Source organism: Klebsiella sp. PL-2018, assembly GCF_019048985.1.
GTDB lineage: Bacteria > Pseudomonadota > Gammaproteobacteria > Enterobacterales > Enterobacteriaceae > Klebsiella > Klebsiella michiganensis.
Map to the genome: position 1 here is coordinate 896,241 of NZ_CP077673.1, position 22,768 is coordinate 919,008.

The following is a 22,768-nucleotide window of genomic DNA, read 5'->3' on the forward strand; positions in this document are numbered from 1 at the left end:
TCTTTGTTGGCAGCCTTCACTCACCCCAGTCACTTACTATGCGTAAGCTCCTGGGGATTCATTCAGTTACCGCCTCGATGCAACTTGAATGATTTTGTGTATTAATGCCGTTAGAAAAAACAATAATAGGACGGCGGCATAATAATAAATATGTTCCCCGGCGATATGTGATTATCTTCACTGATTAGTCGTGTTTTTAATTAATTTAATTGTTTTTATTCTTCTGAATTAATTAACAACATAAAAACCATAAAGCCAATTAAGGTACGCGGAAAAATGTGATTGAAATAAAAGAACCGCTGCGGGAACGATGGCGAAATACAGCTCGTTTTGGTCAATGAAGCGCGAAAAAAATGAATCTGATAGTAAAACGCGTCGCGGTACAGCTCGACCCCCGGCGGCGAGAGGCCGTTGACCTCTTTCTTCATCAGCACCAGCTCTCGCTGGAGGCGGACTGCGAATGGGCGATTATCGTCGAGTACCAGCGGCGCATTGTCGGCTGCGGCGCCATTGCCGGATGCGTTCTGAAGTGTATTGCCGTCGACCCGTCGCTGCAGGGGGAAGGGCTCAGCCTGAAGCTGCTGACTGAACTGATGACCCTGGCGTATGAGCTGGGCCGCAGCGAACTGTTTCTGTTCACTAAACCCTATAACGCGGCGCTCTTCTCCTGCGCCGGGTTCTGGCCTATCGCCCGCGCGGGGGAGCAGGCCGTGTTAATGGAAAATAGCCGCGAACGTCTGGCCCGCTATTGCCGCCAGCTTACGATGTATCGCCAGCCCGGCGAAAAAATCGGCGCCATCGTGATGAACGCCAATCCCTTTACCCTGGGGCATCGTTGGCTGGTGGAGCAGGCGGCTCAACGCTGCGACTGGCTGCATCTGTTCGTGGTGAAGGAGGATGCTTCGTTTTTCCGCTACCGCGATCGCGTGGCGCTGATTGAACAGGGGATCGCCGGGATCGCTAACGTGACCCTGCATCCGGGGTCGGCCTATCTGATCTCGCGCGCCACTTTTCCCGGCTACTTCCTTAAAGACAAAGGCGTGGTTGACGATTGCCACAGCCAGATCGATCTGCAGCTCTTCCGCGAACGTTTAGCCCCGGCGCTGGGGGTGACCCACCGCTTTGTCGGCAGCGAACCGCTGTGTGAATTAACCCGTCGCTACAACCAGCGCATGCGCCAGCTGCTGGAAGCGCCCGGCGACGCGCCGGCGATTCAGGTGGTTGAGCTGGCGCGGGTTGAGAAAGAGGGCGCGCCCATTTCCGCTTCCCGGGTGCGCAGGCTGTATCAGCAGCGCCAGTGGTCGTCGATTGCGCCGCTGGTGCCGCCGGGAACCCTCTCTTTTCTGATGCATCTGGCGGAAAGCGAACACCAAACCGCCTGATTTACCTCCATAACTAAGGATCAGCCTCTATGGAAATAATGATTGACGCCCTGGCCGGCACGCTGGAATCCAGCGATGTGATGGTCAGGATCGGGCCTGCGAATGAGCCAGGTATTCAGCTTGAAATCGATAGCATTGTGAAGCAGCAGTTTGGCGCGGCGATTGAGCGGGTGGTCAGAGAGACGCTGACGCAGCTTGGCGTTACCCGGGCGAACGTCGTCGTCGATGATAAAGGCGCGCTCGAATGCGTACTAAAGGCTCGGGTTCAGGCCGCGGCGCTGCGCGCGGCGCAACAATCTCAACCGCACTGGAGTCAGCTATGAAACCTCGTCGCAGTATGCTGTTTATCCCCGGCGCCAACGCCGCGATGTTAAGCACCTCATTTGTTTACGGCGCTGATGCGGTGATGTTCGACCTCGAAGATGCCGTCTCGCTCCGTGAAAAAGATACCGCCCGCCTGCTGGTGCATCATGCGCTACAGCATCCGCTCTACCGGGATGTGGAAACCGTGGTGCGCATTAACCCGCTCAGCACGCCGTTTGGTCTCGCCGACCTTGAGGCGGTGGTGCGCGCGGGCGTCGATATGGTGCGCCTGCCGAAAACCGATAGCAAAGAAGATATCCATGAGCTGGAAGCGCAGGTCGAGCGGATTGAGCGCGAATGCGGCCGGGAAGTGGGCAGCACGAAATTAATGGCGGCGATAGAGTCGGCGCTGGGCGTAGTGAACGCGGTTGAGATCGCTCGCGCCAGCCCGCGCCTGTCGGCCATCGCGCTGGCGGCCTTCGATTACGTTATGGATATGGGCACCAGCCGCGGCGACGGCACCGAGCTGTTTTACGCCCGCTGCGCGGTGCTGCACGCGGCGCGCGTCGCCGGGATCGCGGCGTACGACGTGGTGTGGTCGGATATTAACAATGAAGAGGGTTTCCTCGCGGAAGCGAATCTGGCGAAGAATCTTGGCTTTAACGGTAAATCGCTGGTTAACCCGCGCCAGATTGAGCTGCTGCACCAGGTTTATGCCCCCACGCTGAAAGACGTTGAACATGCGCGGGAGGTGATCGCGGCGGCGGAAGAGGCGGAAGCGCGCGGTCTGGGCGTGGTATCGCTGAACGGCAAGATGATAGATGGACCGATTATCGATCATGCGCGCAAAGTCGTGGCGCTGTCGGCTTCCGGCATTCGTGATTAAGGAGTAAATAATGAAAGAGACCGTAGCAATGCTTAATCAGCAGTACGTGATGCCGGAAGGATTAGCGCCCTATGCGGGCGTGACGGCGCAGAGCCCGTGGCTGGCCAGCGAAAGCGAAAAGCGGCAGCGTAAAATCTGCGCCTCGCTGGAGGAGGCGATTCGCCGTTCCGGGCTGCAAAACGGCATGACCATCTCTTTTCACCACGCCTTCCGCGGCGGCGACAAGGTGGTCAATATGGTGGTGGCGAAGCTGGCTGAGATGGGTTTTCGCGATCTGACGCTGGCTTCAAGCTCGCTTATCGATGCCCACTGGCCGCTGATTGAGCATATTAAGAATGGCGTGATCCGGCAGATTTACACCTCGGGTCTGCGCGGTAAGCTGGGGGAAGCGATCTCCGCCGGCCTGATGGAAAACCCGGTACAAATCCACTCTCACGGCGGCCGGGCGCATTTAGTGCAAACCGGTGAGCTACGCATTGATGTGGCGTTCCTCGGCGTGCCGTGCTGCGATGAATATGGCAACGCCAACGGCTTTAGCGGTAAATCCCGCTGCGGATCTCTGGGCTACGCCAGAGTGGATGCCGAGGCCGCCGGATGCGTGGTGCTGCTCACCGAAGAGTGGGTAGATTATCCAAACTATCCGGCCAGCATCGCCCAGGATCGGGTGGATCTGATTGTGCAGGTCGATGAGGTCGGCGATCCGGCGAAAATCACCGCCGGGGCGATCCGTTTGACCAGCAACCCGCGCGAACTGCTGATCGCCCGCCAGGCGGCGAAAGTGATCGAACACTCTGGCTATTTCAAAGACGGTTTCTCTTTGCAGACGGGGACCGGCGGCGCATCGCTGGCGGTGACCCGTTTCCTCGAAGATAAGATGCGTCGTAACAACATTACCGCCAGCTTTGGTCTGGGCGGGATCACCGGCACGATGGTCGATCTGCACGAAAAGGGGCTGATCAAAGCGCTGCTGGATACCCAGTCTTTTGACGGCGATGCCGCGCGTTCGCTGGCCAATAACCCTAACCATATTGAAATTTCCGCTAATCAGTACGCCAATCCCGGTTCGAAAGGCGTCTCCTGCGAACGCCTGAACGTGGTGATGCTGAGCGCGCTGGAGATCGATACCGGATTCAACGTTAACGTGATGACCGGCTCCAACGGCGTGCTGCGCGGCGCGTCCGGCGGCCACAGCGATACGGCGGCGGGCGCGGATTTAACCATTATCACCGCGCCGCTGGTGCGTGGGCGCATTCCGTGCGTGGTGGAGAAGGTGCTGACTTGCGTGACGCCGGGCGCCAGCGTGGATGTGCTGGTCACCGATCACGGTATCGCCGTCAACCCGGCGCGTCAGGACCTGATTGATAACCTGCGTAACGCGGGTATCCCGCTGCTGACCATTGAAGAGCTGCAGCAGCGCGCCGAACTGTTGACCGGCAAGCCTGACCCGATCGCCTTCACCGATCGGGTGGTGGCCGTGGTGCGCTATCGCGACGGGTCAGTGATTGATGTCATTCATCAGGTTAAAAGCGCCGGTTAAACGCGCTGAGGAGAAAGGCATGAGCGAAGTGATGATAAGCCAGCGTCGCCCGTTGAGCCGTCAAACGGTGACGGCGGAGGAGATAGTTTCTCGCGTGGAACGGGCGCTGCTGACCGAAGTCCGCCTGACGCCGAAACCGGGCCTGGTGGATATTCGTAACGCCGGCGCGCATCGGGATATGGATCTGGCCTCTTTTGAGGCCAGCACGGCGGCTGTCGCGCCATGGATGGAGAAGTTTTTCATTATGGGCCACGACACGGCCAATATCACGCCGGAGCAGGTATTGACGATGCTGCGTCCGGTGGGCATGGCGTGCGAGACGGATATGCTGGAGGCTACCGGCGGGGTGAATACCCATCGCGGCGCGATCTTCGCTTTTGGCCTGCTCAGCGCGGCGGCGGGAAGGCTGGTGGCCAGAGGGGAGCCGGTTGAACAGCACCGGGTTTGCGATCGGGTGGCCCGTTTCTGCCGCGGCCTGGTCGGGCGCGAGCTCTCCTCTCCAGAAGGAATGAAGGTCAGTAAAGGCGAAGGGCATTTCCTGCGCTACGGGCTCTCCGGCGCCAGAGGCGAAGCGGAAAGCGGCTTTCGCACCGTGCGCACCCAGGCGATGCCGGTCTTCAATCGCGTTATGGCGGACACCGGCGATACCAATCTGGCGTTACTGCAGACTCTGCTGCACCTGATGGCCTGGAATGACGATACCAATCTGGTGTCGCGCGGCGGGCTGGAAGGGCTCAATTTTGTGCAGCAGCAGGCGCAAAAGCTGCTGTGGGAAGGCGGGGTGCTGACCGACGGCGGGCTGGAGGCGCTGCGCCGGCTGGATGATGAGCTGATTATTCGCCACCTTAGCCCGGGCGGTAGCGCCGACCTGCTGGCGGTCACCTGGTTCCTGTCCGGTTTCCCGGCCGGCGAGCTGTTCCTGCACTAATCGCTGCTTTTCTGTCGCCGTATTCCCCGGATTGGCCATACAGGGCCGGGCCGGGGTTGCGGACTGCGCGCGCTCCTCGCTTCTCACTACACCACGGCAAATTCCCGGCACAATCTTATAGTTTTTACTGATATCGGCGGCAGTTTGTCATAAATTTCTAATTATCGGTGTTTTTGAGTAGCGGCCCATCGATGAGCTGGTTACTCTGAAAACAATTTACGTAGTGTTAACAAAAGAGAATAGCTATGCATGATGCACAAATCCGCGTGGCCATCGCGGGCGCGGGCGGCCGGATGGGACGCCAGTTAATTCAGGCGGTACAACAGATGGACGGCGCGGCGCTTGGCGCGGCGCTGGAGCGCGAAGGTTCCTCGCTGCTCGGCAGCGATGCGGGCGAGCTGGCGGGCGCGGGCAGGTCAGGGGTGGTGGTGCAAAGCAGCCTCGAGGCGGTAAAAGACGATTTTGACGTTTTCATCGATTTTACCCGCCCGGAAGGCACGCTGGCCCATCTTGCGTTTTGCCGTCAACACGGCAAAGGCATGGTTATCGGCACCACCGGGTTTGACGACGCCGGGAAGCAGGCGATTCGCGACGCTTCGCAGGAGATCGCCATCGTGTTTGCCGCCAACTTCAGCGTCGGCGTCAACGTGATGCTTAAGCTGCTGGAAAAAGCGGCGAAGGTGATGGGCGACTATACCGATATTGAGATTATCGAAGCGCATCATCGTCACAAAGTGGATGCGCCATCGGGTACGGCGCTGGCGATGGGCGAGGCGATTGCCGGAGCGCTGGATAAAGATCTGAAAGCGTGTGCGGTCTACAGTCGCGAAGGCTATACCGGCGAACGCGTTCCCGGCACCATCGGCTTTGCGACCGTGCGCGCCGGGGATATCGTCGGCGAACATACGGCGATGTTTGCGGATATCGGCGAACGTATTGAAATCAGCCATAAGGCTTCCAGTCGGATGACTTTCGCAAATGGTGCCGTTCGTTCCGCTTTATGGCTAAAAGGCAAGAAAAACGGTCTTTTTGATATGCGTGACGTGCTTGAATTGAACTCTTTATAACGATTATTACCCATCGTGATGTGGTTATTGCTTTCAATAAGTAATTGATTGCAAGGGGCAATGTTTTATTGCCCTTTTTTATTTTTGGTGTTTAACCTGTTTTTTATCGCCAAGCCTGAAAAATACTATCTTATCCGCCTTGTTTTTGTTGTTTTATTGTAAATTTTGACCATATGGTCTACTTTTTCAATCCCTGCCCGGCGATTTTACAAACATCCTCCTCCGCAAGCGTTTTCCCGGGCGAGTTAGGTGATCTTTTTGCCCGTTAAGGCAGGTATTACTGAATAGTGGCCTGAAACAAGATTAAAAATATCCGCTTTAAGTTGACTTTTACCCGCCATCTCTCCAGAATGCCGCCGTTTGCCAAAATTCTGCGGGCAACAGATTTGCATTGATTCAGATCTACATTATGAATTAATATGCAAATAAAGTGAGTGGATATTCTCTGGAGGGTGTTTTGATTAAGTCAGCGCTATTGGTTCTGGAAGACGGAACCCAGTTTCACGGTCGGGCCATTGGGGCTACCGGCACGGCGGTTGGGGAAGTCGTTTTCAATACTTCAATGACCGGTTATCAAGAAATCCTCACTGATCCTTCCTATTCCCGCCAAATCGTCACTCTAACTTATCCCCATATCGGCAACGTCGGCACCAATGCCGCCGATGAAGAATCTTCTCAGGTACATGCGCAGGGTCTGGTCATTCGCGATCTGCCGCTGATTGCCAGCAACTTCCGCAATACCGAAGACCTCTCTTCTTATCTGAAGCGCCACAATATCGTGGCGATTGCCGATATCGATACCCGTAAGCTGACCCGCCTGCTGCGCGAAAAAGGCGCGCAGAACGGCTGCATCATCGCCGGCGATAGCCCGGATGCGCAGCTGGCGCTGGAAAAAGCGAAAGCTTTCCCGGGCCTCAACGGCATGGATCTGGCGAAGGAAGTGACCACCGCAGAAACCTACAGCTGGACGCAGGGGAGCTGGACGCTGGCGGGCGACCTGCCGGAAGCTAAAGCGGAAAGCGAGCTGCCGTTCCACGTGGTGGCCTACGATTTCGGTGCCAAGCGCAACATCCTGCGCATGCTGGTCGATCGCGGCTGCCGTCTGACGGTGGTGCCGGCAAAGACCTCCGCTGAAGAGGTGCTGAAGATGAATCCGGACGGTATCTTCCTGTCCAACGGTCCCGGCGACCCGGCGCCCTGCGACTACGCTATCGCAGCGATTGAGAAGTTCCTGGAGACCGATATTCCGGTATTCGGCATCTGCCTCGGCCACCAGCTGCTGGCCCTGGCGAGCGGCGCGAAGACCGTGAAGATGAAGTTCGGCCACCACGGCGGCAACCATCCGGTAAAAGATATTGATAATAACGTGGTGATGATCACCGCGCAGAACCACGGCTTTGCGGTGGATGAGGCGTCTATGCCCGCCCACCTGCGCGTGACCCACAAGTCGCTGTTCGACGGCACCCTGCAGGGGATTCACCGTACCGATAAACCGGCGTTCAGCTTCCAGGGACATCCGGAGGCGAGCCCCGGCCCGCACGATGCCGCACCGCTGTTCGACCATTTTATCGAATTAATTGAGCAGTACCGTCAGTCCGCGAAATAATCAGGAGTTAAGAGAGCCATGCCAAAACGTACAGATATAAAAAGCATCCTGATTCTGGGCGCGGGCCCGATTGTTATCGGTCAGGCGTGCGAGTTTGACTACTCCGGCGCCCAGGCGTGTAAAGCGCTGCGCGAAGAGGGCTACCGCGTTATTCTGGTGAACTCTAACCCGGCCACTATCATGACCGACCCGGAAATGGCTGATGCCACCTACATCGAGCCGATTCACTGGGAAGTGGTGCGCAAGATCATTGAGAAAGAGCGTCCGGATGCGGTTCTGCCGACCATGGGCGGCCAGACGGCGCTGAACTGCGCGCTGGAGCTGGAGCGTCAGGGCGTGCTGGCCGAGTTCGGCGTGACCATGATTGGCGCGACCGCCGACGCGATTGATAAAGCCGAAGACCGCCGCCGTTTCGACGTGGCGATGAAGAAAATCGGTCTCGATACCGCGCGTTCCGGTATCGCGCATACCATGGAAGAAGCGCTGGCGGTTGCCGCTGAAGTTGGCTTCCCGTGCATCATCCGTCCGTCCTTTACGATGGGCGGCACCGGCGGCGGTATCGCCTACAACCGCGAAGAGTTCGAAGAGATCTGCGAACGCGGTCTGGATCTCTCCCCGACCAACGAGCTGCTGATTGATGAATCGCTGATCGGCTGGAAAGAGTACGAGATGGAAGTAGTGCGTGATAAAAACGACAACTGCATCATCGTCTGCTCCATCGAAAACTTCGACGCGATGGGCATCCACACCGGCGACTCCATCACCGTGGCGCCGGCGCAGACCCTGACCGACAAAGAGTACCAAATCATGCGTAACGCTTCGATGGCGGTACTGCGTGAAATCGGCGTAGAAACCGGCGGCTCCAACGTTCAGTTCTCGGTGAACCCGAAAGATGGTCGCCTGATCGTTATCGAAATGAACCCGCGCGTCTCCCGCTCCTCGGCGCTGGCCTCGAAAGCCACCGGCTTCCCGATCGCTAAAGTGGCGGCGAAGCTGGCGGTTGGTTACACCCTTGATGAGCTGATGAACGATATCACCGGCGGCCGCACCCCGGCGTCGTTTGAGCCGTCCATCGACTACGTCGTGACCAAAATCCCACGCTTCAACTTTGAAAAATTCGTCGGCGCGAACGACCGTCTGACCACCCAGATGAAGTCGGTGGGCGAAGTGATGGCGATTGGCCGTACCCAGCAGGAGTCCCTGCAGAAAGCGCTGCGCGGCCTGGAAGTGGGCGCTACCGGTTTCGACCCGAAAGTGAGCCTCGATGACCCGGAAGCGTTGACCAAGATTCGCCGCGAGCTGAAAGACGCGGGCGCTGAGCGTATCTGGTACATCGCTGACGCTTTCCGCGCGGGCCTCTCCGTTGATGGCGTGTTCAACCTGACCAATATCGACCGCTGGTTCCTGGTGCAGATTGAAGAGCTGGTGCGTCTGGAAGAGAAAGTGGCTGAAGTCGGTATTACCGGCCTCGACGCCGACTTCCTGCGTCAGCTCAAGCGTAAAGGCTTTGCCGATGCGCGTCTGGCGAAGCTGGCTGGCGTGCGCGAAGCGGAAATCCGCAAGCTGCGCGACCAGTATGACCTGCACCCGGTCTACAAGCGCGTGGATACCTGCGCGGCGGAATTCGCTACCGACACCGCCTACATGTACTCCACTTATGAAGACGAGTGCGAAGCCAACCCGTCCGTTGACCGCGACAAAATCATGGTGCTCGGCGGTGGCCCGAACCGTATCGGCCAGGGCATCGAGTTCGACTACTGCTGCGTCCATGCCTCCCTGGCGCTGCGCGAAGACGGCTACGAGACCATTATGGTCAACTGTAACCCGGAAACCGTCTCTACCGACTACGACACCTCCGACCGCCTCTACTTTGAGCCGGTGACGCTGGAAGACGTGCTGGAAATCGTGCGCATTGAGAAGCCGAAAGGCGTTATCGTGCAGTACGGCGGCCAGACGCCGCTGAAGCTGGCGCGCGCGCTGGAAGCGGCAGGCGTGCCGGTTATCGGCACCAGCCCGGATGCCATCGACCGTGCGGAAGACCGCGAGCGCTTCCAGCACGCGGTTGACCGCCTGAAGCTGAAGCAGCCGGCGAACGCCACCGTGACCGCGATCGAAATGGCGGTCGAAAAGGCGAAAGAGATTGGCTACCCGCTGGTGGTGCGTCCGTCCTACGTTCTCGGCGGCCGCGCGATGGAAATCGTCTACGACGAAATCGACCTGCGTCGCTACTTCCAGACCGCCGTCAGCGTCTCTAACGATGCGCCGGTGCTGCTGGACCGCTTCCTTGACGATGCGGTTGAAGTCGACGTCGATGCGATCTGCGACGGCGAAATGGTGCTGATTGGCGGCATCATGGAGCATATCGAGCAGGCGGGCGTGCACTCCGGCGACTCCGCGTGTTCGCTGCCGGCCTACACCCTGAGCCAGGAAATTCAGGACGTGATGCGCGAGCAGGTGCAGAAGCTGGCCTTTGAGCTGCAGGTGCGCGGCCTGATGAACGTGCAGTTTGCGGTCAAAAACAACGAAGTCTACCTGATTGAAGTCAACCCGCGCGCGGCGCGTACCGTCCCGTTCGTCTCGAAAGCCACCGGCGTACCGCTGGCGAAAGTCGCGGCGCGCGTGATGGCGGGCAAAACGCTGGCTCAGCAGGGCGTCACGAAAGAGATCATCCCACCGTACTATTCGGTGAAAGAGGTGGTGCTGCCGTTTAACAAATTCCCGGGCGTTGACCCGCTGTTAGGGCCAGAAATGCGCTCTACCGGTGAAGTCATGGGCGTAGGCCGCACCTTCGCGGAAGCGTTCGCCAAGGCGCAGCTGGGCAGCAACTCGACGATGAAGAAACAGGGACGCGCGCTGCTCTCCGTTCGCGAAGGCGACAAAGAGCGCGTGGTGGATCTGGCGGCAAAACTGCTGAAGTTTGGTTTCGAGCTGGATGCGACCCACGGTACCGCGATTGTGCTGGGCGAAGCCGGCATCAACCCGCGTCTGGTGAACAAGGTGCATGAAGGCCGTCCGCACATTCAGGACCGCATCAAGAATGGCGAATACACCTACATCATCAACACCACCGCGGGCCGCCAGGCGATTGAAGACTCCAAGCTGATTCGCCGCAGCGCCCTGCAATACAAAGTGCACTACGACACCACGCTGAACGGCGGTTTCGCGACCGCAATGGCGCTGAATGCCAACGCGATGGAAAAAGTGACCTCGGTGCAGGAAATGCACGCGCAGATTAAAAAGTAATATTATCTGCCAGTAAAAGCGCCTCCGGTGGCCAACGCCGGAGGCGCTTTTTTTTGCGTGACGATAAGCCTGGGCGGAATAAAGTGACGCTCCCCGCGGCGCTGAACGTCGAACAAAAACAGGGGGATCGGCGTTAACAGGCCACTTCGGAGAGTTCTGGTTTTCTCTCGCCGGACAGTCAGCTAGCCTAAAGTGGTTAGGGTGATAATGAATATGACTTAGAGCCTATCCCAGTAGGCGTTATTGGCGCAGCCAGTTTGGATACGGACAGCGCGGAGAAACCGGAGCGTACACGTAGTACGTGAGGATTTCGAGCACTGCCCAGGTCCAAAATGGCAAGTGAAATAGTCCTAATGGGATAGGCTCTTAATAACGGGAGAGAAACACCATGCACAACAAGCCCCTCACCGCTGCTATCTTCGCCGCTGCCGCACTTTTCACCGTGGCCGGCTGTTCATCTAATCAGTCGCTAAAAACGACCGACGGAAAAACCATTGTCACCGATGGCAAACCGCAGGTGGATGACGACACCGGCCTGGTGTCCTACAAAAACGCGGAAACCGGCCGCACCGAGCAGATCAATCGCGATCAGGTTAAGTCCATGGACGAACTGGATAACTAAGCATTATCCACGGCCCCGTACCGCGGGGTCACGCCTGCCTGACCGATCCTCGCCCTGAACGAGAGATAAATCACACTTATCACTGTAAGCGGTTCGATTAACTGTCTACACTCTTGCTGATTACAACAAGAGCTAACGCAGGCTAATCAATGATCCTCATAATTTATGCGCACCCTTATCCGCAGCACTCGCATGCGAATAAGCGGATGCTTGAGCAGGCAGGGACGCTTGACGGCGTCGAGATACGCTCTCTCTATCAACTTTACCCCGATTTCAATATCGATATCGCTGCCGAGCAGGCGGCGCTGGCCCGTGCCGATCTGGTCATCTGGCAGCATCCGATGCAGTGGTACAGCGTGCCGCCGCTGCTCAAGCTGTGGATGGACAAAGTGCTGGCGCACGGCTGGGCATACGGGCACAACGGTATCGCGCTGCGCGGTAAATCGCTGATGTGGGCGGTGACCACCGGCGGCGGCGAAAGCCATTTTGATATTGGTTCCTTCCCCGGTTTCGACGTCCTGGCGCAGCCGCTGCAGGCGACCGCGCTGTATTGCGGCATGAAATGGCTGCCGCCGTTCGCGATGCATTGCACTTTTATCTGCGATGACGAAACCCTTCAGGCGCAGGCGCGCCACTACCGTCAACGTTTAATCGAATGGCAGGAGGCGCACAATAATGGATAGCCATACGCTGATACAGGCGCTCATCTATTTAGGATCCGCCGCGCTGATCGTGCCGATTGCCGTACGCCTTGGGCTGGGGTCGGTGCTCGGCTACTTAATTGCCGGCTGTATTATTGGCCCGTGGGGGCTGCGGCTGGTCACCGACGCCGAGTCGATTCTGCACTTTGCGGAAATCGGCGTGGTGCTGATGCTTTTCGTTATCGGTCTTGAGCTCGATCCCCAGCGGCTGTGGAAACTGCGCGCCTCGGTGTTCGGCGGCGGGGCGCTGCAGATGGTCGTCTGCGGCGTGCTGATTGGCCTGTTCTGCATGTCGCTGGGTCTGCGCTGGCAGGTTGCCGAGCTGATTGGTATGACCCTGGCGCTCTCCTCAACGGCGATCGCTATGCAGGCGATGAACGAACGTAACCTGACGGTTACCCAGCTGGGCCGCAGCGCCTTTGCGGTGCTGCTGTTCCAGGATATCGCGGCCATTCCTCTGGTGGCGATGATCCCGCTGCTGGCGGCGAGCGGCGGCTCGACGACGCTGGGCGCGTTTGCGCTCTCGGCCCTGAAAGTGGCGGGCGCGCTGGCGCTGGTGGTGGCGCTCGGACGCTATCTGACCCGGCCGATGCTGCGTTTTGTCGCGCGCTCCGGCCTGCGTGAAGTCTTCAGCGCCGTGGCGCTGTTCCTGGTGTTTGGCTTCGGGCTGCTGCTGGAAGAGGTCGGGCTGTCGATGGCGATGGGGGCCTTCCTCGCCGGCGTGCTGCTGGCGAGCTCGGAGTACCGCCACGCCCTGGAGAGCGATATTGAACCGTTTAAGGGCCTGCTGCTGGGGCTGTTTTTTATCGGCGTCGGGATGTCTATCGACTTCGGTACCCTGGTGACGCATCCGCTGCGGATCCTGATTCTGCTGGTGGGATTCCTGGTCATTAAATCCCTGATGCTGTGGCTGATCGCCCGGCCGTTAGGCGTTCCGCGCGCCCAGCGCCGCTGGTTTGCGGTGCTGCTGGGGCAGGGGAGCGAATTCGCCTTTGTGGTCTTCGGCGCGGCGCAGATGGCCGATGTCCTGGACGGCGAATGGGCGAAGGCGCTGACCCTCGCGGTGGCGCTATCAATGGCGGCCACGCCAATCCTGCTGGTGCTGCTGACCCGCCTGGAGAAATCCGCCAGCGGCCAGGAGCGCGAAGCCGATGAAATTGACGAAGAGCAGCCGCGGGTGATTATCGCCGGCTTTGGCCGTTACGGGCAGATCGCCGGCCGCGTACTGCTCTCCAGCGGGGTGAAGATGGTCATTCTCGATCACGATCCTGACCACGTCGACACCCTGCGTAAATTTGATATGAAGGTGTTCTACGGCGATGCGACGCGGGTGGACCTGCTGGAGTCGGCGGGGGCGGAAAAGGCGGAAGTGCTGATTAACGCCATCGACGATCCGCAGACGAACCTGCAGCTGGCGGAGCTGGCAAAAGAGCATTTCCCGCATCTGCAGATCATCTCCCGCGCCCGCGATGTCGATCATTACATCAAGCTGCGCCAGGCCGGGGTCGAAGCGCCGGAGCGTGAAACCTTCGAAGCGGCGCTGAAGTCCGGACGCATGACGCTGGAGGCGCTGGGCCTGGGCGCCTACGAGGCCCGCGAACGGGCCGATCTGTTCCGCCGTTTCAATCTGCAAATGGTGGAAGAGATGGTGGCGATGGCGGAAAACGACGCGGCTTCCCGGGTGGCGGTATTCAAGCGCACCAGCGATATGCTGACCGGCATTATCAACGAAGACCGCAATCATTTATCGCTGGTTCAGCGTCACGGCTGGCAAGGAACGGAAGAGGGACGGCATACCGGTGACATCGCCGATGAGCCGCAAAATAAGCCCTCGGCATAAGGGAGAATTCAGGGTGTTACGTTAGCTTTACAAGTAACATTTTGTTTTCAATTTAAATCCTGCCTGGCGGCTCACGGGGCTTACGTGGGCTCGCCAGCAAATCTTAAAATTTTCTGATTCTTTACTCTTCGCCCAGTCGACGAAGTATTACGCTTTCCGTATAGTGGCGACAATTTTTTGCATTCGGGAATTATTCAATGATCAGTCTGATTGCGGCGTTAGCGGTAGATCGCGTCATTGGTATGGAAAACGCCATGCCATGGAATCTGCCTGCCGATCTCGCCTGGTTTAAGCGCAATACCTTAAACAAACCGGTAGTGATGGGACGTCTTACCTGGGAATCCATCGGTCGTCCGTTACCGGGGCGTAAAAATATCGTGATTAGCAGCCAGCCCGGCACCGACGATCGCGTGCAGTGGGTCAAATCGGTCGATGAAGCCATTGCCGCCTGCGGCGACGTGGAAGAGATGATGGTGATCGGCGGCGGACGCGTGTACGAGCAGTTCCTGCCGAAAGCGCACAAGCTCTATCTGACCCATATTGATGCGGAAGTGGAAGGGGATACCCACTTCCCGGATTACGATCCGGATGAGTGGGAGTCGGTATTCAGCGAGTTCCACGATGCCGATGCGCAGAATTCCCATAGCTACTGCTTCGAGATTCTGGAGCGCCGCTAAGGTTTTCCCCGGTGACGTTCGCTCACCGGGGTGACTCTCTTCAGGAGGCGATCGCCTCGCCTTCATCAAGATTGGTCTGCCGGTTCGATCGCTGCGTGAAGTACGTTTTATCTTCCCAGCGCAGGCAGGTCAGATCGCCGCCCCAGCAGCAGCCGGTATCCAGCGCGTAAATCCCTTCCGGCGTGCCTTTCCCTTCCAGCGAAGCCCAATGACCGAAGGCAATGCTGTACTCGCTGGCCACCGGCCCGGGAATAGCAAACCACGGCTTGAGCGGCGCGGGCGCGTTTTCCGGCGCCTCCTTGGCGTACATATCCAGCTGCCCGTTCGGGAAGCAGTAGCGCATGCGGGTAAAGGCGTTGGAGATAAAGCGCAGGCGCGCCAGGCCGCTGAGTTCGTTGCTCCAGTTGTTCGGCATATCGCCGTACATCGCATCGAGGAAGAACGGATAGGAGTCGCTGGCAAGTACGGCTTCCACATCGCGGGCGCACTGTTTGGCGGTTTCCAGATCCCACTGCGGGGTGATCCCGGCATGGGCCATGACCAGCTTTTTCTCTTCATCGATTTGCATCATCGGCTGACGACGCAGCCAGTTGAGCAGATCGTCGGCGTCCGGCGCCTCAAGCAGCGATTTCAGCCGATCTTTGGGTTTATTGCGGCTAATGCCCGCAAAGACCGCCAGCAGGTGCAGGTCATGATTGCCCAGGACGAGGCGTACGCTATCGCCAAGCTGTTTCACGAAACGCAGTACTTCGAGCGAACCGGGACCGCGCGCGACCAGGTCGCCCGTGAGCCACAGCGTATCAGTCTCAGGGTTAAACTCCACCTGCTCTAATAATGCGATCAGTTCATCGTAGCAACCGTGAACGTCGCCAATAAGGTATGTAGACATGTTTTAATGGATGAGAGTGGGTACTGCGAGACGGAAAACAGGGATTTCGATGGTGAACGGCGCGCCGTTCACATCGATCATCGCATAATGTCCCTGCATGGTGCCCAGCGGCGTTTCAATGACCGCGCCGCTGGTATATTGATATTCGCCGCCGGCCGGAATATGCGGCTGCTCGCCGACCACGCCTTCACCCTGGACTTCGGTCTCACGACCGTGGCCGTTGGTGATAAGCCAGTAGCGGCCAAGAAGCTGAACCTGCGTCCGCCCCAGATTGCGAATGGTCACGGTATAAGCGAAGACGTAGCGCTCTTCTTGCGGAGAAGATTGCGATTCGATGTAGACGCTTTGCACCTGTACACAAACTCGGGGCGAATTAATCATGGTTAGCTCTCCTTGGTGGGCGCGTTCTCAGATAACCAGTTAGCTAGCTGACAGTACTGCGCTACGGAAATATTCTCTGCGCGCTTCGCCGGATCGATGCCCAGTTCGGTCAGAACCTCAACGCTGAACAGGTTGCCGAGACTGTTGCGGATCGTTTTCCGACGCTGGTTAAAGGCTTCCGTCGTGATACGGCTCAGTACGCGCACTTCTTTCACCGGATGCGGCAGCGTGCGGTAAGGCACCAGACGCACCACGGCGGAATCGACTTTAGGCGGCGGCGTAAAGGCGCTCGGCGGAACTTCAAGCACTGGAATGATCTGGCAGTAGTACTGCGCCATTACGCTTAACCGACCATACGCCTTACTGTTCGGCCCGGCAACCAGGCGATTGACGACCTCTTTTTGCAGCATAAAGTGCATATCGGCAATGGCATCAGTATAGCTGAACAGATGGAACATCAGCGGGGTCGAGATGTTGTACGGCAGGTTGCCGAATACGCGCAGCGGCTGGCCCATGCTCTGCGACAGCTCGCCGAAGTTCATGGTCATCGCGTCCTGCTGATAAATCGTCAGCTTAGGTCCGAGGAACGGATGCGTCTGCAGACGAGCGGCCAGGTCGCGGTCCAGCTCGATAACGGTGAGCTGGTCGAGGCGTTCACCGACCGGTTCGGTCAGCGCGGCGAGGCCGGGGCCGATTTCAACAATCGCCTGGCCTTTTTGTGGATTGATGGCCGAGACAATGCTGTCGATCACAAACTGATCGTTGAGAAAGTTTTGCCCGAAGCGTTTACGGGCTAAGTGGCCCTGATGGACTCGATTATTCATTGAGTATTAACAATCATTTTAATGGCGAGATTAAGCGCCGTGATAAAACTGCCGACTTCCGCTTTCCCCTGGCCCGCAAGTTCAAGCGCGGTGCCGTGGTCAACGGAAGTGCGAATAAATGGTAAACCGAGCGTAATGTTCACGCCGCGGCCAAAGCCCTGGTATTTTAGCACGGGCAGGCCCTGATCGTGATACATCGCGAGTACCGCATCGGCATGGTCGAGGTATTTCGGCTGAAACAGGGTATCCGCCGGCAGCGGGCCGCTGAGATTCATCCCCTTCGCGCGCATCTCTTCGAGCACCGGAATGATGGTATCGATCTCTTCCGTCCCCATATGGCCGCCTTCGCCCGCGTGCGGGTTCAGGCCGCAAACCAGCACGTGCGGGTTGCTGATACCAAATTTGGTGCGCAGATCGTGATCCAGGATAGTGATGATTTCCCGCAGCAGCTCTGGGGTAATCGCATCGCTTATCGCTTTTAGCGGCAGGTGAGTGGTCACCAGCGCCACGCGCAGCGCTTCGGTCGCCAGCATCATCACCACTTTACTGGCCTGCGAGCGCTCTTCAAAGAATTCGGTATGACCGGTAAAGGCGATCCCCGCATCGTTAATAATGCCCTTGTGCACCGGCCCGGTAATCAGCGCCGCGAATTCGCCGTTCAGACAGCCATCGCAGGCGCGGGCCAGCGTTTCCACCACGTAGCTGCCGTTGCTGACGTTGAGCACGCCCGGTTCAACCGGCGCGTTGAGCGCGACGGGGAGAAGGGTCAGGGTGCCTGCACGCTGCGGCGTAGCGGGAGCGGTGGGGTTGTAAGGCAGAAGCGATAAAGGAAGACCGAGCAGGTTCGCCCGGTCAGACAGCAGAGCGCCATCGGCGCAGATCACCAGCTCTACCGGCCAGTCGCGCTGCGCAAGCTGCACAACGAGGTCGGGGCCAATCCCGGCGGGTTCACCGGGAGTGATAACAACTCGATTCATACACGTCATCCTTCAGGCGGTCTCTTACTGGCTGCGCTTCGTCGCCCCCGTCAGAGACCGGGGCGATTTGCTCAGCCGCCTCGATACACCCTGAGCGATGTTGTGTATGAGGCTAATGCAATTAGTTGCTCAGAACCTTCACGTAGGCGCTGGCGCGCTGTTCCTGCATCCAGGTCGCCGCTTCTTCAGAGAACTTACGGTTCATCAGCATGCGGTAAGCGCGATCTTTCTGCGCGGCGTCGGTTCTGTCGACGTTGCGGGTATCCAGCAGCTCAATCAGGTGCCAGCCGAAGGAGGAGTGAACCGGAGCGCTGGTCTGGCCTTTATTGAGGCGCAGAATGGCGTCGCGGAAGGCCGGATCGAAGATATCCGGCGTCGCCCAGCCTAAATCACCGCCCTGGTTGGCAGAGCCCGGATCTTCAGAGAACTCTTTTGCCGCTTTGGCAAAGGTGGTTTTTCCACTCTTAATATCAGCCGCGATCTGCTCCAGCTTCGCCCGAGCCTGATCGTCGTTCATGATCGGCGACGGTTTCAGCAGGATATGGCGAGCGTGAACTTCGGTCACGGAGATGTTCTGGCTGCCGCCGCGCATATCGTTAATTTTCAGGATATGGAAGCCCACGCCGGAACGTATCGGGCCGACGATATCGCCTTTTTTCGCGGTGCTCAGCGCCTGGGCGAAGATGCCCGGCAGTTCCTGAATCCGGCCCCAGCCCATCTGGCCGCCTTTCAGCGCCTGCTGGTCGGCAGAGTAGGTGATAGCCAGTTTGCCAAAGTCCGCGCCGCTGCGCGCCTGCTGAACCACTGAATTGGCCTGATCCTGAGCCTCTGCCACCTGCTCGGACGTTGGGTTTTCCGGCAGCGGGATCAGAATGTGGCTGAGATTCAGCTCGGTGCTGGCGTCGTTCTGATCGCCAATCTGTTTGGCCAGGGTTTCAACTTCCTGCGGCAGAACGGTGATACGACGACGGACTTCGTTGTTACGTACTTCCGAAATCAGCATCTCTTTACGAATCTGATTACGGTAGGTGCTGTAGTTAATACCGTCATAGGCCAGACGGCTGCGCATCTGATCCATGGTCATGTTGTTTTGTTTGGCGATGTTGGCGATGGCCTGGTCGAGCTGATCGTCAGAGATCTTCACGCCCATTTTCTGGCCCATCTGCAGGACAATCTGGTCCATGATCAGACGCTCAAGGATCTGATGACGCAGGGTGGCGTCATCCGGCAGCTGCTGCCCGGCCTGGCCGGCGTTCAGTTTTACCGATTGCATCAAGCCATCGACGTCGCTTTCAAGAACAACGCCATTATTGACGACAGCCGCTACTTTATCGACAACCTGTGGGGCAGCGAAACTGGTATTCGCGATCATGGCGATACCGAGAAGCAGCGTTTTCCAGTTCTTCATACTTTTTCCATTTCAATTAACCGCAATTGCGGATTACGTGTAAACCAGCCACATCACAGGGAGCTCTGGTACGGTAAAATGTTCGAACGCAGCATCTGCTGGGTGCCGAGACCGTAGTTGGAGCTCAGGCCGCGCAGCTCAATGTTAAAGCCGAAGGTGTTGTCGTATTTGCTTTCGCTGCTGCTGTTATCCCAGCCGTTGATCTTACGTTCATAGCCGACGCGGATAGCGTAGCAGCAGGAGCTATACTGAACCCCTAACATCTGGTTCGCTGACTTTCTGGTATTCGTGTCGTAGTAATAAGCGCCGACGACTGCCCAACGATCGACGATTGGCCAGCTGGCGGTCATCCCCACCTGCGAGATACCATCTTTGTACTGCTTAGCGGTGGAATAAGACGGCAGGGTCGCCTGAATGTATTCCGGGCTCGCATAACGATAGTTAAGTTGTACTAAACGGTTTTCGTCGCGACGATATTCCACGGTTCCGCTGCCGGTTGCGACGTTATCCAGACGCGTATCGTACTGAATTCCCCCGCGTAAACCCCAGTCATCGGCGATGCGCCAGTAGGTATCGCCAGCCCATACCAGTGAACCTCGCGTGTCGTTGTTCTCCCAGTTGATGTTGTCGTCACCGGTACGTGCCTCGGTGAAATAGTAGATTTGACCAACGGAAATATTAAAACGTTCAACGGCGGCGGCATCATAAACGCGAGATGTGACGCCGGTGGAGACCTGGTTGGCGGAAGCGATACGGTCGAGGCCGCTATAGGTACGGTCGCGGAACAGGCCGCTGTAGTCCGACTGCAGCAGGGTTGAGTCGTAGCTGCCGATCTTGCTCTGGTCACGATAGGGGATATACAGATACTGCATCCGCGGCTCAAGCGTCTGGGTATAGTTCTCCTGCATATCGCGCTCGAAAACCATTTTACCATCGACTTTAAACTGCGGCATGACGCGGTTAACGGAGTCTTTGTAATCGGTACCGTTGGCCGCGTTGTAGTCATCAAGGTTGCTTTGCTGGTAATGGGTTGCCAGCAGTTTTGCCTCAGTATTGATGCTTCCCCAGCCGTTCGACAGCGGCAGATTGATGGTTGGCTCGAAGTGAACGCGCGTTGCTTCCGGCATTCTGCTGTTCGAGTTAACAAAATGTACCGCCTGGCCATAAAGATGGGTATCAAACGGGCCGACATCGTTCTGGTAGTAGTTCACGTCCAGCTGCGGCTCGGCGGAATAGGCGTTGCTTGAGTCGCGGTTAAAGACCTGGAACTGCTTGGTCGATACGGTGGCGTCAAAGTTCTGATTCGCGTAGCCAGCGCTGAGCTTCTGCGTCGCGTAGCCATCGGTACTGGAACCGTATTTAGAGCTGAAGTCGTTAAAGTAGTCCGGGTCGCTGACTTTGGTGTAGTCGGCGTTGAAGCGCCACACCTGGTCTACGACGCCAGAATGGTTCCAGTAGAACAGCCAGCGGCGGCTATTGCTGTCGCCGGAGTGATCGTCCTGGTAAATTTTATCCGAAGGCAGGTAGTCGAACTCGATTAGGCCGGTTCCTGCTTTGGTCAGATAGCGGAATTCGTTCTCCCACATGACGCCGCCGCGCTTGCTCATATAGTGCGGCGTCAGCGTGGCGTCGAAGTTCGGGGCGATGTTCCAGTAGTAAGGAAGATAGAACTCGACGCCGTTTTTGGTGCTGTATTTGGCGTTGGGGATCAGGAAGCCCGAACGACGCTTGTCGCCCACCGGCAGCTGCAGGTAGGGACTATAAAAAATCGGTACGGAACCGAGCTTGAAGCGGGCGTTCCAGATCTCAGCGACCTGTTCTTCGCGGTCGTGGATGACTTCACTGCCGACCACGCTCCAGGTGTCAGAGCCCGGCAGACAGGAGGTGAAGCTGCCGTTTTCTAAGATGGTATAGCGGTTTTCACCGCGCTGTTTCATCAGGTCAGCGGTACCGCGCCCCTGACGGCCAACCATTTGGTAATCGCCCTGCCAGACGTTGGTATCTTTGGTGTTCAGATTCGACCAGGCTTTCGGCCCTTTGAGGATCACCTGATTGTCATCATAGTGAACGTTGCCGAGGGCGTCGACCGTGCGCACCGGCTGCGGCTGGCCCGCGGCCTGCTGCTGGTGAAGCTGCACTTCATCGGCCTGCAGTCGGCTGTTCCCCTGATTGATATCAACGTTGCCGGTAAATACGGCGTTATCAGGATAGTTGCCTTTCGCATGATCGGCATCGATCGTCACCGGCAGGTCGTTGGGTTTCCCTTCAACCAAAGGACGATTGTAGCTTGGTACGCCAAGCATACACTGCGTGGCGAGATCGGCAGCGAGGCCCTGTTGGCTATACAAGGCGCTGGCAATCATGGTGGCCAGGAGGCTGGGAATACGTTTTTTCATACGTTGTATTTGTTGTTCCGTCATCGTGTGGCAGCGGCTTGCAAACGGTCAGAGCCTAACGTACTCGTCTAAATCGCGCTAGTGTTAATCCTGCCCGTTTCGAGCCCGAGCGTTAGGCACCGTGTAGAATGACGAGTATGATAAAGCAAATTATAGGCTATGTCCCACAATTGACCGAGGCGTAAACGCTTTGTAACGTGCGGTCAGATATAGCTTAACTGGCGGCAGAGAGATTGGGGAGTCTATGCAGTATTTGGGTAAAATAATTGGCGTTGCGGTTGCGTTGATGATGGGCGGCGGCTTTTGGGGCGTGGTGCTGGGCTTCTTAATCGGGCATATGTTTGACCGCGCGCGCAGCCGCCGGCTGAACGTCTTTGCCAATCAGCAGGAGCGCCAGTCGCTGTTTTTCTCGACGACGTTTGAAGTGATGGGGCATCTGACCAAATCGAAAGGGCGCGTTACCGAAGCCGATATTCAGGTCGCCAATTTGCTGATGGATCGCATGAACCTGCACGGCGAAGCGCGTACCGCGGCCCAGCACGCGTTTCGCGTAGGGAAATCAGATGATTACCCGCTGCGGGAGAAAATGCGCCAGCTGCGCAGCGTCTGCTTTGGGCGTTTTGATTTAATTCGGATGTTTCTGGAAATTCAGCTGCAGGCGGCTTTCGCCGACGGCGAACTGCATCCCAACGAACGTGACGTGCTGTTTGTGATTGCCGACGAGCTGGGCATCTCCCGCGCTCAGTTCGAACAGTTCCTGCGCATGATGCAGGGCGGGGCGCAGTTTGGCGGCGGTTCGCAGCAGCAATCTTACGGCCAGCGCGGCGGCAGCGCCGGCTGGCAGCAGGCGCAGCGCGGGCCAACCCTTGAAGATGCCTGCAATGTGCTGGGCGTCAAACCGACCGACGATGCCGCCACCGTCAAGCGCGCCTATCGTAAGCTGATGAGCGAGCACCATCCGGATAAGCTGGTGGCGAAAGGGCTACCGCCGGAAATGATGGAGATGGCTAAGCAGAAAGCGCAGGAGATCCAGAAAGCCTGGGAGCTGATTAAAGAGCAGCGCGGCTTCTAAACGACCGGCCTCTCCCGGGCGGGAGAGGC

19 protein-coding genes are annotated in these 22,768 nt (G+C 57.8%); 13 read left to right on the forward strand and 6 right to left on the reverse strand.

The window, feature by feature from the left end; genetic code table 11:
- Window positions 1-353 precede the first annotated feature (353 nt).
- The 12 genes from citC to folA all read left to right on the forward strand — a co-directional run bounded on the left by citC (window position 354) and on the right by folA (window position 14,792).
- Window positions 354-1,382: a [citrate (pro-3S)-lyase] ligase gene (citC, locus tag MKleb_RS04240; RefSeq protein ID WP_025106466.1), complete on the forward strand. Its 1,029-nt coding sequence runs from the start codon at window positions 354-356 to the stop codon at window positions 1,380-1,382.
- A gap of 29 nt (window positions 1,383-1,411) precedes the next feature.
- Window positions 1,412-1,705, forward strand: coding sequence for a citrate lyase acyl carrier protein (gene citD / locus MKleb_RS04245; RefSeq protein ID WP_025106467.1), 294 nt, complete (start codon window positions 1,412-1,414; stop codon window positions 1,703-1,705).
- Window positions 1,702-2,571, forward strand: a complete 870-nt coding sequence (gene citE, locus MKleb_RS04250; protein WP_025106468.1) for a citrate (pro-3S)-lyase subunit beta — start codon at window positions 1,702-1,704, stop codon at window positions 2,569-2,571. The genes citD and citE overlap by 4 nt, the downstream gene beginning before the upstream one ends.
- Window positions 2,572-2,581: 10 nt before the next feature.
- Window positions 2,582-4,108 carry a citrate lyase subunit alpha gene (citF, locus tag MKleb_RS04255; protein WP_025106469.1) on the forward strand — a complete coding sequence of 509 codons (1,527 nt, stop codon included), beginning with the start codon at window positions 2,582-2,584 and terminating at the stop codon, window positions 4,106-4,108.
- A gap of 19 nt (window positions 4,109-4,127) precedes the next feature.
- Window positions 4,128-5,036, forward strand: a complete 909-nt coding sequence (citG, locus tag MKleb_RS04260; RefSeq protein WP_025106470.1) for a triphosphoribosyl-dephospho-CoA synthase CitG — start codon at window positions 4,128-4,130, stop codon at window positions 5,034-5,036.
- Between the two features lie 245 nt (window positions 5,037-5,281).
- Window positions 5,282-6,103, forward strand: a complete 822-nt coding sequence (gene dapB, locus MKleb_RS04265; RefSeq protein WP_004098517.1) for a 4-hydroxy-tetrahydrodipicolinate reductase — start codon at window positions 5,282-5,284, stop codon at window positions 6,101-6,103.
- Between the two features lie 457 nt (window positions 6,104-6,560).
- The gene (carA, locus tag MKleb_RS04270) at window positions 6,561-7,709 is read left to right on the forward strand and encodes a glutamine-hydrolyzing carbamoyl-phosphate synthase small subunit (RefSeq protein ID WP_014837384.1); all 1,149 of its coding nucleotides are present in this window, start codon (window positions 6,561-6,563) and stop codon (window positions 7,707-7,709) included.
- Between the two features lie 18 nt (window positions 7,710-7,727).
- Window positions 7,728-10,952 carry a carbamoyl-phosphate synthase large subunit gene (carB, locus tag MKleb_RS04275; RefSeq protein WP_014837385.1) on the forward strand — a complete coding sequence of 1,075 codons (3,225 nt, stop codon included), beginning with the start codon at window positions 7,728-7,730 and terminating at the stop codon, window positions 10,950-10,952.
- Window positions 10,953-11,340: 388 nt separating this feature from the next.
- Window positions 11,341-11,574: a YgdI/YgdR family lipoprotein gene (locus MKleb_RS04280; RefSeq protein ID WP_014227888.1), complete on the forward strand. Its 234-nt coding sequence runs from the start codon at window positions 11,341-11,343 to the stop codon at window positions 11,572-11,574.
- Between the two features lie 149 nt (window positions 11,575-11,723).
- A complete protein-coding gene (gene kefF, locus MKleb_RS04285; RefSeq protein WP_004098522.1) occupies window positions 11,724-12,257 on the forward strand; it encodes a glutathione-regulated potassium-efflux system oxidoreductase KefF in 534 nt (177 codons plus the stop codon).
- Window positions 12,250-14,115, forward strand: a complete 1,866-nt coding sequence (kefC, locus tag MKleb_RS04290) for a glutathione-regulated potassium-efflux system protein KefC (RefSeq protein ID WP_014227889.1) — start codon at window positions 12,250-12,252, stop codon at window positions 14,113-14,115. Before kefF ends, kefC begins: the two co-directional genes overlap by 8 nt.
- A gap of 197 nt (window positions 14,116-14,312) precedes the next feature.
- Window positions 14,313-14,792 (forward strand): type 3 dihydrofolate reductase, encoded by a 480-nt coding sequence (folA, locus tag MKleb_RS04295; RefSeq protein WP_004098524.1) that lies wholly within the window; start codon window positions 14,313-14,315, stop codon window positions 14,790-14,792.
- Window positions 14,793-14,832: 40 nt separating this feature from the next.
- Here the strand turns inward: folA and apaH are convergent, their stop codons facing one another.
- The 6 genes from apaH to lptD form a co-directional block, all read right to left on the reverse strand.
- On the reverse strand, window positions 14,833-15,681 hold the full coding sequence (gene apaH / locus MKleb_RS04300; protein ID WP_025106471.1) for a bis(5'-nucleosyl)-tetraphosphatase (symmetrical) ApaH: 849 nt from the start codon (window positions 15,679-15,681) through the stop codon (window positions 14,833-14,835).
- Between the two features lie 3 nt (window positions 15,682-15,684).
- The gene (apaG, locus tag MKleb_RS04305) at window positions 15,685-16,062 is read right to left on the reverse strand and encodes a Co2+/Mg2+ efflux protein ApaG (RefSeq protein WP_004098526.1); all 378 of its coding nucleotides are present in this window, start codon (window positions 16,060-16,062) and stop codon (window positions 15,685-15,687) included.
- A gap of 2 nt (window positions 16,063-16,064) precedes the next feature.
- Window positions 16,065-16,886 carry a 16S rRNA (adenine(1518)-N(6)/adenine(1519)-N(6))-dimethyltransferase RsmA gene (gene rsmA, locus MKleb_RS04310; protein WP_004098527.1) on the reverse strand — a complete coding sequence of 274 codons (822 nt, stop codon included), beginning with the start codon at window positions 16,884-16,886 and terminating at the stop codon, window positions 16,065-16,067.
- A complete protein-coding gene (gene pdxA / locus MKleb_RS04315; protein ID WP_014837386.1) occupies window positions 16,883-17,863 on the reverse strand; it encodes a 4-hydroxythreonine-4-phosphate dehydrogenase PdxA in 981 nt (326 codons plus the stop codon). Before pdxA ends, rsmA begins: the two co-directional genes overlap by 4 nt.
- Before the next feature lie 121 nt (window positions 17,864-17,984).
- Window positions 17,985-19,271 carry a peptidylprolyl isomerase SurA gene (gene surA / locus MKleb_RS04320; RefSeq protein ID WP_004098530.1) on the reverse strand — a complete coding sequence of 429 codons (1,287 nt, stop codon included), beginning with the start codon at window positions 19,269-19,271 and terminating at the stop codon, window positions 17,985-17,987.
- Between the two features lie 53 nt (window positions 19,272-19,324).
- Complete coding sequence (gene lptD, locus MKleb_RS04325; protein WP_014227893.1) at window positions 19,325-21,667, reverse strand: LPS assembly protein LptD; 2,343 nt, start codon at window positions 21,665-21,667, stop codon at window positions 19,325-19,327.
- Window positions 21,668-21,911: 244 nt separating this feature from the next.
- Here lptD and djlA point away from each other — a divergent pair, with 244 nt between their 5' ends.
- Window positions 21,912-22,739, forward strand: coding sequence for a co-chaperone DjlA (gene djlA, locus MKleb_RS04330; RefSeq protein WP_004098532.1), 828 nt, complete (start codon window positions 21,912-21,914; stop codon window positions 22,737-22,739).
- The last annotated feature ends 29 nt before the right edge of the window (window positions 22,740-22,768 follow it).

What these genes read in the sequence shown, in the direction of transcription:
- citC (WP_025106466.1), top strand. Translation starts at nt 354, where the DNA reads ATGAATCTGATAGTAAAACGCGTCGCGGTACAGCTCGACCCCCGGCGG.
- citD (WP_025106467.1), top strand. Translation starts at nt 1,412, where the DNA reads ATGGAAATAATGATTGACGCCCTGGCCGGCACGCTGGAATCCAGCGAT.
- citE (WP_025106468.1), top strand. Translation starts at nt 1,702, where the DNA reads ATGAAACCTCGTCGCAGTATGCTGTTTATCCCCGGCGCCAACGCCGCG.
- citF (WP_025106469.1), top strand. Translation starts at nt 2,582, where the DNA reads ATGAAAGAGACCGTAGCAATGCTTAATCAGCAGTACGTGATGCCGGAA.
- citG (WP_025106470.1), top strand. Translation starts at nt 4,128, where the DNA reads ATGAGCGAAGTGATGATAAGCCAGCGTCGCCCGTTGAGCCGTCAAACG.
- dapB (WP_004098517.1), top strand. Translation starts at nt 5,282, where the DNA reads ATGCATGATGCACAAATCCGCGTGGCCATCGCGGGCGCGGGCGGCCGG.
- carB (WP_014837385.1), top strand. Translation starts at nt 7,728, where the DNA reads ATGCCAAAACGTACAGATATAAAAAGCATCCTGATTCTGGGCGCGGGC.
- MKleb_RS04280 (WP_014227888.1), top strand. Translation starts at nt 11,341, where the DNA reads ATGCACAACAAGCCCCTCACCGCTGCTATCTTCGCCGCTGCCGCACTT.
- kefF (WP_004098522.1), top strand. Translation starts at nt 11,724, where the DNA reads ATGATCCTCATAATTTATGCGCACCCTTATCCGCAGCACTCGCATGCG.
- kefC (WP_014227889.1), top strand. Translation starts at nt 12,250, where the DNA reads ATGGATAGCCATACGCTGATACAGGCGCTCATCTATTTAGGATCCGCC.
- folA (WP_004098524.1), top strand. Translation starts at nt 14,313, where the DNA reads ATGATCAGTCTGATTGCGGCGTTAGCGGTAGATCGCGTCATTGGTATG.
- apaH (WP_025106471.1), bottom strand. Translation starts at nt 15,681, where the DNA reads ATGTCTACATACCTTATTGGCGACGTTCACGGTTGCTACGATGAACTG.
- apaG (WP_004098526.1), bottom strand. Translation starts at nt 16,062, where the DNA reads ATGATTAATTCGCCCCGAGTTTGTGTACAGGTGCAAAGCGTCTACATC.
- rsmA (WP_004098527.1), bottom strand. Translation starts at nt 16,886, where the DNA reads ATGAATAATCGAGTCCATCAGGGCCACTTAGCCCGTAAACGCTTCGGG.
- pdxA (WP_014837386.1), bottom strand. Translation starts at nt 17,863, where the DNA reads ATGAATCGAGTTGTTATCACTCCCGGTGAACCCGCCGGGATTGGCCCC.
- surA (WP_004098530.1), bottom strand. Translation starts at nt 19,271, where the DNA reads ATGAAGAACTGGAAAACGCTGCTTCTCGGTATCGCCATGATCGCGAAT.
- lptD (WP_014227893.1), bottom strand. Translation starts at nt 21,667, where the DNA reads ATGAAAAAACGTATTCCCAGCCTCCTGGCCACCATGATTGCCAGCGCC.
- djlA (WP_004098532.1), top strand. Translation starts at nt 21,912, where the DNA reads ATGCAGTATTTGGGTAAAATAATTGGCGTTGCGGTTGCGTTGATGATG.